The organism is Phaeobacter sp. JH20_02 (assembly GCF_048056915.1).
Taxonomy (GTDB): Bacteria; Pseudomonadota; Alphaproteobacteria; order Rhodobacterales; family Rhodobacteraceae; genus Phaeobacter; species Phaeobacter bryozoorum.
Map to the genome: position 1 here is coordinate 38294 of NZ_JAYMVP010000030.1, position 11556 is coordinate 49849.

The 11556-nt window shown below is 60.6% G+C and carries 10 protein-coding genes; 5 read left to right on the forward strand and 5 right to left on the reverse strand.

Translation table 11 applies throughout. The features are described 5' to 3' along the window. Nucleotides 1-206 precede the first annotated feature (206 nt). The 4 genes from VWY34_RS19700 to dctP all read right to left on the reverse strand — a co-directional run bounded on the left by VWY34_RS19700 (nt 207) and on the right by dctP (nt 3847). The gene (locus tag VWY34_RS19700) at nt 207-980 is read right to left on the reverse strand and encodes an alpha/beta fold hydrolase (RefSeq protein WP_416549136.1); all 774 of its coding nucleotides are present in this window, start codon (nt 978-980) and stop codon (nt 207-209) included. After that, complete coding sequence (locus tag VWY34_RS19705) at nt 980-2281, reverse strand: TRAP transporter large permease (protein ID WP_102855931.1); 1302 nt, start codon at nt 2279-2281, stop codon at nt 980-982. The genes VWY34_RS19700 and VWY34_RS19705 overlap by 1 nt, the downstream gene beginning before the upstream one ends. Then, the gene (locus VWY34_RS19710) at nt 2281-2790 is read right to left on the reverse strand and encodes a TRAP transporter small permease (RefSeq protein WP_260016073.1); all 510 of its coding nucleotides are present in this window, start codon (nt 2788-2790) and stop codon (nt 2281-2283) included. Before VWY34_RS19710 ends, VWY34_RS19705 begins: the two co-directional genes overlap by 1 nt. Nucleotides 2791-2863: 73 nt before the next feature. Next, nucleotides 2864-3847 (reverse strand): TRAP transporter substrate-binding protein DctP, encoded by a 984-nt coding sequence (dctP, locus tag VWY34_RS19715; RefSeq protein ID WP_102884518.1) that lies wholly within the window; start codon nt 3845-3847, stop codon nt 2864-2866. Nucleotides 3848-4062: 215 nt separating this feature from the next. Here dctP and VWY34_RS19720 point away from each other — a divergent pair, with 215 nt between their 5' ends. After that, nucleotides 4063-4947, forward strand: coding sequence for a LysR family transcriptional regulator (locus tag VWY34_RS19720; RefSeq protein ID WP_102855928.1), 885 nt, complete (start codon nt 4063-4065; stop codon nt 4945-4947). On the opposite strand, the gene VWY34_RS19725 is transcribed toward VWY34_RS19720, so the two are convergent. Then, entirely contained in the window at nt 4942-5838 is an 897-nt protein-coding gene (locus VWY34_RS19725) for a LysR family transcriptional regulator (RefSeq protein ID WP_416549137.1), read from the reverse strand. The two genes, VWY34_RS19720 and VWY34_RS19725, sit on opposite strands and share 6 nt — an antisense overlap. A gap of 122 nt (nt 5839-5960) precedes the next feature. Between VWY34_RS19725 and VWY34_RS19730 the strand changes: the two genes are divergently transcribed. The 4 genes from VWY34_RS19730 (at nt 5961) to VWY34_RS19745 (ending at nt 11213) form a co-directional block, all read left to right on the forward strand. Further along, nucleotides 5961-6977, forward strand: a complete 1017-nt coding sequence (locus tag VWY34_RS19730; RefSeq protein ID WP_416549138.1) for a D-cysteine desulfhydrase — start codon at nt 5961-5963, stop codon at nt 6975-6977. A gap of 117 nt (nt 6978-7094) precedes the next feature. After that, nucleotides 7095-8081: a YeiH family protein gene (locus VWY34_RS19735; RefSeq protein WP_102855925.1), complete on the forward strand. Its 987-nt coding sequence runs from the start codon at nt 7095-7097 to the stop codon at nt 8079-8081. Nucleotides 8082-8802: 721 nt separating this feature from the next. Beyond that, a complete protein-coding gene (locus tag VWY34_RS19740; protein WP_416534245.1) occupies nt 8803-9390 on the forward strand; it encodes a hypothetical protein in 588 nt (195 codons plus the stop codon). Nucleotides 9391-9815: 425 nt separating this feature from the next. Continuing rightward, complete coding sequence (locus VWY34_RS19745) at nt 9816-11213, forward strand: sensor histidine kinase (protein ID WP_416558599.1); 1398 nt, start codon at nt 9816-9818, stop codon at nt 11211-11213. Nucleotides 11214-11556: the final 343 nt, after the last annotated feature.

Genomic DNA, 11556 nt, shown 5'->3' on the forward strand with positions numbered 1-11556 from the left:
AGTTGAAGAAATGCTGCATGCGCTTGAAATCTAGCGCTGTGACGCGGCGATGAAACCGGCCATTTGTGCGGCGTTCAGCGAGGCAGGAACGGTCAATTCACCAGGAGCGGGACTAAACAGACCTTTGCCAGCTTTTGCTCTTGCGGAAAGCGGAGAGACAGAACGGGGTGCTCCCTGAACAGCAAGTGCCGCTGCAAATCCGATAGTTACTCGTTGGCACCGCAGCCTTCCTGCAGGAAGTCACGGATCAGGGACTGGAACAGAGCCGGTTTTTCCAGATGCACCGCATGGGCGGCACCGGGCACCACGGACAGGCGCACGTTGGGCAGGTTGGTCCACAGCGATTCAACCTGGGGCCAACGGTAAGAGCGGTCGGAATCGCCCCAGACAACCAGCGTCGGCATGGTCAGCCGCGGCAGCGCCTGCCGTCCGTCCCATTCGGCCATCGCTTGCAGAGCGGCCAAGGCGGCCTGCGGGCTGGCCTGAGCGCCGATTTGCGTCAGCGGCGGGTAGCCGCGCGCGGTGTCCCCGGCCTTGAACCAGGTTGCCCCGATGCGCGCGATGGTCTTTGCCACACCGTCAGACAGCAGCCTTTCACGCGATACCGTGATGGGTTCGAACCGGTCCGGCATCAGGCCCAGCGGGCCGGTTCCGTAGAGGATCAGCTTCTGCACCGCCGCGGGCCGGGTGGCGGCCATCTCCTGGGCAATCATGCCGCCCATGGAATGGCCCATGAGGATGAACTCCGGAACGTTCAGGCTGTCGAGCAGGTCAAGCACTGCCTCTGCCATTGCTGCGATGGTGCTGCATCCCGGCAGGCCTGCGGCGGTGCCAAAGCCCGGAAGGTTGGGCGCGATGACATCGTAGCCGCCGCCGAAGGCATCGATTTCGCTTTGCCATTGGGCGGCGCCGCCCAGGTAGCCATGCACCAGCACCAAAACCGGACCGGAGCCGGAACGCAGATAGGGAAGGTTTGGCATCAGCGCATCTGCTCCGGCAGCCACAGCGCCACTTCGGGCGACAGGATGAGAATGGAGATGAGCAGGATCATGGCGGCGATGAAGGGCAGGCAGCCCATGATCACGTCGCCAATGCTCACCTGTTCGCGGCCAATGGCCTGGATCACATAAAGGTTCAGTCCCACTGGCGGCGTCAGCACCGCGATTTCCATGGTGATGGTGTAAACAACGCCGAACCAGATCAGATCGAACCCGGCTGCATCCATCAGCGGGTAGATGGTCGGCAGCGTGATGAAGGTCATCGATACCGGTTCCAGGAACATGCCAAGCACGATGTAGAACACCAGCACGATGGCCAGGACCGTGTAGGGCGACAGCTCAAACGACAGGAACAGATCGGTGAACTGCTGCGGCACCCGGTAGTAGGTCAGCACGAAGCCGAACAGCACCCCGGCCGACAACAGCAGCCCAAGGTAGCCCATGGTGCGCATGGTGGCAAAGATGGCGCCCTTGAAGCCCTGCCAGTTGAGGTCGCCGACCGAGAAGGCCAGCACCACGGTCAGGAGCGCGGCAACGGCCGCGGCCTCGGTCGGGGTGGCAATGCCTGCGTAGATCGCGACAGTGATAACCAATCCAATCAGAATGACGGGGCCGATGGTGCTGAGGATCATCTTCAGCGGCATCTTCGCGGCGTCCTCGCTGCCGGGGATGTCCTCGGGCTTCATCATGCCCCAGATCAGCACCACCACCACAAAGCTGGAGACCAGGATCAGTCCGGGGATGACGCCTGCGATGAACAAATCACCGATGCTTTGGTCTGTCACGATGCCATAAAAGAGCAGGATCAGGCTGGGCGGGATCAGCACCGACAGTGTGCCGCCTGCCGCCAGCACCCCGCTGGACAGGCGCTTGCCGTAACCCAGCCGCAGCATTTCCGGCAGCGCGACGCCGCCGATTGTGAGCGCCCCCACCATCGAGGAGCCGCAGACCGCCCCGAAACCGGCGCTGGCCCCGATGGAGCCATAGGCGGCAGAGCCCTTGATCCGGACACCCTGATGCAGGAACTGGTAGAGGTTAGGTCCGATGCTGGAGCGTCCGATCAGTTCACCCAGGAAGACAAACAGCGGCACTGCCAGCAGGATGTAGTCGATCCAGACGCCCCAGAGCTTCAGCTCAGACGAGACGATGGAGGTTTCCCAGCCCTGGATCTGCCAGAGGAACGGCAGCGAGGCCGCCGCCAGGGCAAAGGGGATGGGCAGGCCGATGGTGATGAACATCATCAGCAGGCCCAGAAGGCCGAGGCCGACAGTATACCATTCCATTAGAGGTCTCCCGACGGGGCCGGCGTGCGGATCAGGCGGATCAGGCGCAATGCGGCATAAAGTGAGAACAGCACCAGCGCCGTGGCGCCGGGGGCCCAGAACGCATAGCGGGGCCAGTGCAGGATTTCGGAGGCAACGCCGGAGTTGAACGAGCGGATCGTGGCGCTGACCCCGGCATAGGCAAAGAAGCTGCCGACCCCCAGCATCAGGATGTGATTGATGATATCCAGCAGCCGCCGGGCGCCGGGGCGGAGCAGCTCCGTGATCATCGTGACCTTGGGAAAGGCGTCTTCGCGCAGGGCATAGGCGAGGCCGGCAAAGGCGACCGGGAACAGCAGCAGGGCTGTGGCTTCGGTCACCATCCGGTCGGGTTTTCCCAGGCCGTAGCGCACAAAGACACCGTAGGAGATCCACAGCATCTGAACCAGAACCACAGCGGCGCCCGCTCCGGCCAGCCAGACGACTGCGCGTTCCACGGCCCGGATCAGGCGGTCTAGACCGTCATCCATGACAGGGCTCCTTGTTGGAGGTGTTCAGTTCCCGGCGGCGGGCATCGGCCGCACCGCCGGGCCGGGGGGAGCCTTAGGGCGCGTGGCTGGCCAGCAGCGAACGGATGCTGTCGGCCATTTCCGCGCCGCAGGCTTCGTTCACCGTTTCGTCCCATTTGGGTTTGACGCTGGCGATCAGGGCTTCGCGCTGGTCATCGGAAATGGACACTGCCGCACCGCCGCCCTGCATCACCGCATTGCCGACCTGCTGGTCGACCCAGGCCTCATAGCGCGGCTGCAGCCATTCCTCGGTCTCGGCCGCCGCGGCCGTCAGCGCCGCCTGCTCATCCGCGGTCAGCGCGTCGAACTTGTTCTTGTTCATCATGTACTGGATGTTGCCATAGAACAGGTTGGCGTTGACCATATAGGGCATCACGGTCCACAGCTTCCAGGAGCTGTAGGTAGCAACCCCCATGTTGATGCCGTCCACGACACCGCGTTCGGCTGACTGGAACACTTCCTTGGGCGCCACGAACACCGGCTCGCCGCCCCAGGTCTCGATCATCATGCTGACCAGCGGCCCGATGGAGCGCACCAGCTTGCCGTCCAGGTTGCCGATGTCGCTGATCGGCTCTTCGAACCACCATTCCTGATCGTAGGAATAGTTCGAGTTGAACAGCGGCACCAGACCGGCGTTTGCGGCCTCATCGCGGATCAGCTCAGCATAGGCGGCATCGAGGCCGGTCTGGTCTTCCAGGCTGACCTCGGCCGGATACAGCGACGTGACCGCGTAGCAGGGCAGGCGGTTGTCGGCGTTGATCCAGCTGATGTCGGAGACGCCGCCCTGAACGGAATCGACGCCCTCGGACCAGCCGTGCAGCGTGGCCGAAGGGAACACCTCAACCTTGACGGAGCCGCCGGTTTTTTCCGCGACGAGGTCCGCGAAATGGGTGAAGCCCTGATAGCGGATGTCGGATTCGTTCACATAGGTGCTGAGGCGCAGCGTGGTCTCGGCGGAGGCCGCGCCTGCGGCCAGGGCAGCCGCCAGGGCAACTGCGGATGTTGTCGTTCTGATCATTCGTTCCTCCCTTGAAACTCGGGCTTCATGGCGGCTCTCAAGGACGCCGGACCCGTGGCTCCCCCTTTTGGTGATTTTGGCCTGAGGCCCGGGATGCCTGTAGGGGAGGCTAGGTGCTGCCGTGCGGGGTTGGCCAACTCAAAAAAAACATTAAACTATTCGAAAAGCGCATAGATGTTTGTTTCCAGTATCTTGCTGCTGGGCTGGAGGGGCAATTGGATATCAACTGGCTGCGGGACTTTACCTGCCTAGCGCGGACGCTGAATTTCACCCGCGCCGCGGAAGAGCGGAATATCACCCAGTCGGCCTTCAGCCGGCGGATCAAGTCGCTGGAGATCTGGATGGGGGTGCCGCTGATAAAACGCTCCAGCTACCCGGTTCAGCTGTCCGAGGCGGGCCAGCAGTTCCTGCCGGTAGCGCTGGAGCTGATTGCGAACCTCACCGACATCCGTCAGACCCTTCGGGCGCAGGAGCAGGGCAGCACCGCGTTTCAGCGCGTCGCGGTGCTGCATACGATCTCGGTCAACTACCTGTCGCTGCGTATTGCCGAACTGGAGGACAGCATTCCGAACCTGCGGGTGCGGATCTATTCCGACAACCTGCGCACCTGCTGCCAGCTGCTCTCGGAAGGCACCTGCGATTTCCTGCTGTATTACCGGCACAAGGACGTCCAGCCGGTCTTCGATGAGGCGCAATTCGCGCGCAAGGACATCGGCACCGAGCTGATGCTGCCGGTGGCAGAGGCCGCCGCGGCCAGGGCCGGAGGGTGGGATCTGGACCGGGGCGGGCGCGGGCCGTTTCCCTATCTCGGTTATGATCCAAGCAGTTTCCTGGGATCGGTGGTTGACCAGACCATCGGCAGCCGCACGCCTCCGTTGTCGCTGCGCTATATGGATGCGCTGACCGAAGCCATCAAACGCCGGATGCTGTCCGGCAGCGGCATCGCCTGGCTGCCCGAAAGCGTGGTGGCGGCGGAACTGGCTGCAGGCCGTGTGGTTCAGGTTGGCGGCCCTGTCTGGCAGGCACAGCTGACCCTGTCGCTGTTCTGCTCGCTTGAACGCCTGGACAAGACCGGGCTGCAGGTTTGGGATGCGTTATGACAGGCCAGGGCAATCCGCCGAATCGCCCAGCAGGCGCCAGACCGCTTCCTGCTGACGGCTGCCGCGCCCGGCGAGGCGGATCATCACCACGTTCAGCTCTTCCGCGGGCAGGCCGGGCACCTGCTGCAGGCGGGCGGCGTCAAGATGCGGCTTGACCAGGCTCAGCGGCAGCCAGGCAACGCCGATCCCGTCCAGCGCATATTCGCAAGCCGCCAGCGTCAGCGCGGTTTCGGCCTTGGGCAGCAGCACGGTGCCGTCCGGCAGCCGGGGGTGAATTGCCTGGCTTGCCACCCGGCCAAGAAATACATCGGACGGGTAGGTGATCGCGGGGATTTCGGTTTGCTCCATCGCGGCCATAAGGGCGGGCGCGGCAACCGGCACCAGATGGTCGGTGCCCAATGCCCGGGTGCCGAAGGCCTCGGGCAGCGCAAGGTTTCCGCCGCCGGTCCAGTCATAGGCGACGGCGAAGTCGGCATCGCCAGACAGCAGCTGCATCAGGCAGGCATCGCGGTTGCCGGAGCGCACCCGCACCGGCTGGTCCTGCGCGGCGGTTAGCAGTTTCACGATCCAGGGGGATATGGTTGCCGTGATCGCGTGCTGGCAGGCAAAGGCAACGCCGCGGCCGCCGCTCTCGGCTGAGACCTTCAGGTCGTGCTCCAGGCGGCGCAGGCGGGCGCTGAGCTCGCGCAGTTCGGGCTCCATCGCCATGACGCCGGGCAGGATTGTCACCGGCTTGCGGGAGCGGTCGAACAGTTGGGCGCCAAGGCGGGTTTCGATGCCGCGCACCCGCCGGGTGAAGGCGGGCTGGGTCAGCAGGCGCTGCTCTGCCGCGCGTGCCAAGGAGCCGGTGTCAATCACCGCAAGTATGTCGTCGATCCAGTCCAGCTGCATGGCGGCAGATTAGGTGGAAAATGCCATAACATGCAAGATCGGCAATTTTAGCTGCGGATTTTGCATTAGTTTACTGTGTTGAGGCTGGGTAACTTGCAGAAAATCCACATTAGGAGAGTCCCATGCACCTTGCCCGCTTCCCCCGCCGTTTCATCGCGCATCTGCCCACGCCGCTTGAGCGGCTCGACCGCCTGAGCAAGGAGCTGGGCGGGCCCGAGATCTGGATCAAGCGGGACGATTGCACCGGGCTGTCCACCGGCGGCAATAAAACCCGCAAGCTGGAGTTCCTGATGGCAGAGGCGGAGCTGCAGGGAGCCGATATGGTGATGACCCAGGGTGCCACCCAATCGAACCATGCCCGCCAGACTGCGGCCTTTGCGGCCAAGCTGGGCCTCGATTGCCATATCCTGCTGGAGGACCGCACCGGCTCGAATAACGCGAATTACAACAACAACGGCAACGTGCTGCTGGACCACCTGCATGGCGCCACCACCGAAAAACGTTCGGGTGGTCTGGACATGAATGCGGAAATGGAGGCCATGGCCGAGAAATTCCGCGCCGATGGCAGAAAGGTCTATACGATCCCCGGCGGCGGCTCCAACGCCACGGGCGCACTGGGCTATGTGAACTGCGCCTTTGAGATCCTGCAGCAGGCCAATGCCGGCGGGCTGAAGATCGACCATATCGTTCATGCCACCGGCTCTGCCGGAACCCAGGCGGGGCTGATCACCGGCCTGAAGGCGATGAACGCGCAGATCCCGCTGCTGGGTATCGGTGTCCGGGCACCGAAGCCGAAACAGGAAGAAAACGTCTATAACCTGGCCTGCGCCGCGGCGGAGAAGCTGGGCTGCGGCGGCATCGTGCAGCGCGAAGATGTGGTGGCCAACACGGATTATGTCGGCGAGGGTTATGGCATCCCGACCGAAGGCGGTCTGGAGGCGATCCGGATGTTTGCCGAGCTGGAGGCGATCCTGCTGGATCCGGTCTATTCCGCCAAGGGGGCGGCCGGCTTCATCGATCTGATCCGCAAGGGGCATTTCAAGAAAGGTGAGCGGGTGGTATTCCTGCATACCGGCGGCGCGGCGGCGCTGTTCGGATATGATGCCGCCTTTGACCATAAGGCCCGCTGGACATCCTGATCCGCGTTCTTCTGTGCGGCCTGCCCTCTTAGGGCCGCACATTCTCTGTAGAATGCCATGCCTGGCCCATGACCGGGGCCAGTGCGTGCATTTGCACTTCCGATTGAGGAGAGGCCAATGATTTCGGCGATCAAACCGCGCTGGGACAGCCACTTTGGCGGCATACTGCTCGTCTGCGTGATCGCCGCCGCCGCAACCTTTCTGTCAGAACACTATGGCGCGCCTGCCATGCTGTTTGCGCTGCTGATCGGGATGGCCTTCCATTTCCTGAACAGCGACCCGGCGTTTTCACCCGGTCTGGACTTTTCCGCAAAGACCCTGCTGCGCGTTGGTGTTGCTCTGCTGGGGCTGAGACTGAGCATCGGCGACGTGGAGAGCGTGGGGCTGGGCGCTGTCGCCGCGGTGGCCGGTTTCGTCATTGCCACCCTCGCCTGGGGGGCGGCCCTGTCCTTCCTGTTCGGCCGCCGCCTTGCCTTCGGCCTTCTCGCAGGTGGAGCCGTGGCGATATGCGGGGCCTCCGCCGCGCTGGCCATTGCCTCCGTTCTGCCGCCGCGCAGCGGCCGCGAGCAGGACACCCTCTTTGTCGTGATCGGCGTTACCGCCCTTTCGACCATCGCCATGATTGTCTATCCGGTCCTCTTTGCGGCCGTCGGAATGAGCGACCTGGAAAGCGGTTTCCTGATTGGCGCCACCATTCACGATGTCGCCCAGGTGGTCGGGGCTGGCTATTCCATCAGCGAAGAGGCCGGGGTCATTGCCACCTTTGTGAAAATGGTCAGGGTGGCTTTGCTGCCCGTGGTGATGCTTCTTGTCATGGCCAGCTTCCGCGGCGCACAAGCGCAAAAACTGTCGCTGCCGTGGTTCCTTGTTCTGTTCATTGTCCTGGCGGTTCTTGCAAACACCGTTTCAGTGCCGCAGGCAATTACCGAAGCGGCAGGCGCCCTGTCGCGCTGGTGCCTGGTTATCGCCATCTCGGCACTTGGCGTGAAGACCAGCCTCTCCACGATCCTCAAGGTGAAACCCAGCTACGGAATTATCCTTCTGGCCGAGACGCTGTTTCTTCTAGCCCTGGCGGTCGCTTTTGTCATGGGCTTGGGTTTGTAAGCGTGGGTGGTCGAGGGCTAGCGGAAAGCTTCTAAACCCGAACGACCGCTGCAACGACACGCGCTGCATCGCAACGATGGACGCGCTATGTGCGAGAACAGATGCTGCGTCAGCAATTGTCAAATTTCCAATGTCAGTTTTGTCCGGCGACCTGTGAATTCGGGTGAGTGATCTCGCTGCGGCGCGCATGAGTGACCGCTCTTCCTGCTGCTTGGCGGCATCAAATTTCTTGCTCACGCGGCGATTTTTCTGCTGCGAGCACGCGCAGCGAGAAAATCCAAGGTACAGGTTGGGCTCCGAGCTGACCTGCGGCGACAGGGTTGCAGCGAAACTTCACCAGGACGCTTCTACCAGACGGCACCAGGCAGCCCAAATACGACATTCATGCAGGTCGCGGCGAAGGCACTGCTGCGAGCGCGAAAGGTCTCCCGAAAGCGGACCTTCAAGTCTGCTCAGCTGGCCCTGGGAACGCCGTGCCTTGCTTCAAGATCAGCGAAGCGCAGTTAGTGACCTTTGCAAAGTCGGCGGTTTTGGTGCCATGACGAGCGATCAATGCCACAGCCGCACGAGGAAGAGCTGACCTTCGCCGCGAGTGCAGCCGCCAACCATCATCGAATGGAAGGGGTGCGGACTTTGCTGCCGTTCGTTGCTTCCAGCTGAATGGCCGGTTATCACAAACTAAGAATTCCAAATGGTTCGCGCCAACAGCAGGGTTTGAGTAATGCGAAAAGCGTTCAAGATCGTTCTAGGCGTAGTTCTAGCCCTTCCCGTTATCGGCTTTATTGTGTTCAAAGCTACCGAAGTCAGACATTTGAAGGGTTTCCTGCCGCCTGCTTACGGACATGTCGAGCTAGAGGACAAAACCACACTAGTTGCCGGATTTGGCCCTGGGGGGCATGACGCTGTTTTGGCCTTTTTTCACCTTTCCGAAGAGGTCGCCTCATTGATGGCCGTTGAAGGAAAAGTCTGGCTACAAGACGCGGAGTCTTCGGTTGAATTACGACGATCTGTACAGGCAGGTGAATGGAATTCGACACCGTTGACCGGGGAAGTTTATGCTTGGGCGAATGCCGCGAACTGCGCTTCAGGAATGAGTGACTGGTGGCTCGCATCACATACGGGTCATTCGTGCCCCGGAATTGCTGCGTACCTCAGGGGTTATGGCTTTCTTGATAAGCTAAGCTCCTCCAAGACGAAGCTAGTTGATGAAGTTTTACAGGCTAAAGGGGCGTTCATTTCCAGACGTCAAGTAGGCTACCTCATAGTCGCTCCGGAACGAAATCTAGTGATCTTTGCACACGCAGGATGAACCATAGCGGACGCACGAACACTCCGCAGCATCCGTTTCAATGGGCTCACTTCCGACTTGCGGCGATGCGGCAGCAGGGTTGCAGCGAAACTTCACCAAGACGCTTCTGCCAGGCAGCCCAAAGCGGCCGTGGATAAGTGGTGCCGAACCGAAGATGCTGCTGGTGCGAAATTCCATGGTCAATTTCCCGGAAGCGGACCCTTGGCAGGGCCAAGCTGCCTCACGAGATGCTGCGGGGTTGCACAGGGGGCAGGGGAGCGCAGGAAGCGGGCTTTGCAGAGGTTAGTGCAGGGCTTAGGCGCAAAGTTGGCTATTCTGCTCGACCAGAGTGTTTTTCCAAATCCAACAATTCGATTGTAGACTTATCAGTGGTACGATAGCACAATTGATCTCACCTACAGGAACCCAAGCCAATTTCATCTGACGTGCTACAGCAGATCGCCCCATCCGAAATTGTCGCGACCTTGCGAGACAGTCTTTTGGTCCTTACTGAAGATTTGTTTGTGGAATATGCCAACGATCACTTCTTTGAGACCTTTGAGGTCGCAAGAGAGGAGACCTTTGGTACAGCGATTGCCGAGCTTGGGAACGGCCAGTGGAATATCCCGTCGTTGATTCACGCGCTTGGTGGAATTCTAGACCATGGCCAAACCGTCCACGATATCGAGGTTGACCATGTGTTCGAGAATATCGGTCGCCGGGTTATGCTGCTAAACGCACGGAAGACGGTGCGTCCGGGAAATGGCTCCCGGCGCATATTGCTTGTGATCGAAGATGTGACTGTCAAGAGTGATACTGCGGCAGAGCTCGAACGCGAGAGGCTGCTGTCGACCGGCATCGTCGACACCATAAGTGAGCCTTTGCTTGTGCTTGACGAGCGTCTTGGAGTGATCACTGCGAGCAGAGCTTTTTACACCAAGTTTCAAGTCACTGAACAGGCAACGCTCGGGCGCCGTCTGGATGATCTTGGCAATGGGCAGTGGGCCATACCTGAACTCCTAGAACTTTTAACGCATGTTATTCCTGAAAGCTCCGTCATCAATGACTACGAAATGTGTCAGGACTTTCCGAGCATTGGCCGCCGCACGGTCCTTCTTAATGCGCGTAAAATCTACCGCGCAGGGAACCATACATACATGCTATTGCTGACGATCCAGGATATCACGGAGAGGCGACAGCTAGAGGCAGAGCGGCAGCAGGCGCTTGAGAATGCAAATCGCCTACTCGAAGAGTTGAACCACCGTGTCATGAACAGCTTGGCGATGATTGGCGGTATCATCTCAATGGAGGCGCGCAATGTGAGTGATGTGGATGCAAAAGCTGCATTTTCACGGATGCGCGCGCGCCTGGACGCCGTGGGCCGACTGTATAAAACCTTGTCCCGCTCTGGCGCCGTGGACCATGTTGATACGCGACAGTATCTGACCGCTCTCGCTGAGGACCTTGTGACGTCCTCGGGGCAAATTGATTATCCAAATCTGGAAATAGATATCGATCAGGCGCCTATTTCCACGCGGATCGCTGTGCCGCTAGGTCTGATTGTGAATGAGTTGATCACCAATAGCCTGAAGTATGCTTTCGATGAGAAGGGTGACGGTCGGCTTCGTGTCACTATGAAGATCGACGGTAGCGAAAGTCGTCTTATGATCTCCGACAACGGGAGCGGGATTGACCCGGCCGCGCGTGTTGATTCCGGCCTAGGGCAGAAACTGACCGCTGCATTCACGACTGAACTCAACGGTAAGATCGCAACTTCAAGTGATGAAACCGGAACCCGGCATACGTTGATCTTTCCGACGAGCACGTTCCAATCATCGGTGTGATCACGGCCCTCGTCGTGATGTGCCAGACCAAGCTGCCGCTCATACTGAAAGGAAAAAGGACAGTTCGCCTCGTGTGGAGCGAGTGTCCTCTGTTGCGGATCTATCTTGTCTAAATGTCCGCTTCTCTAATTGGGCGTTTGGGTCAGACGCGAAGGATCCCGCCAGACTTCCCGAGAGCGGACCGTCAGGCTAGCTCAGCTGGCCAGGACGATGCTGCACCCCGCTCGAAGGTTAGAGATGCGCAGAAAGCGACCTTTGCAAAGTCTCGGGGGCTGGCAGTCGGGCGGCGATCCCACGCTGCATGAGCAATGGCAGGAACAAACCTTCGCCGCACGTGCTGTCA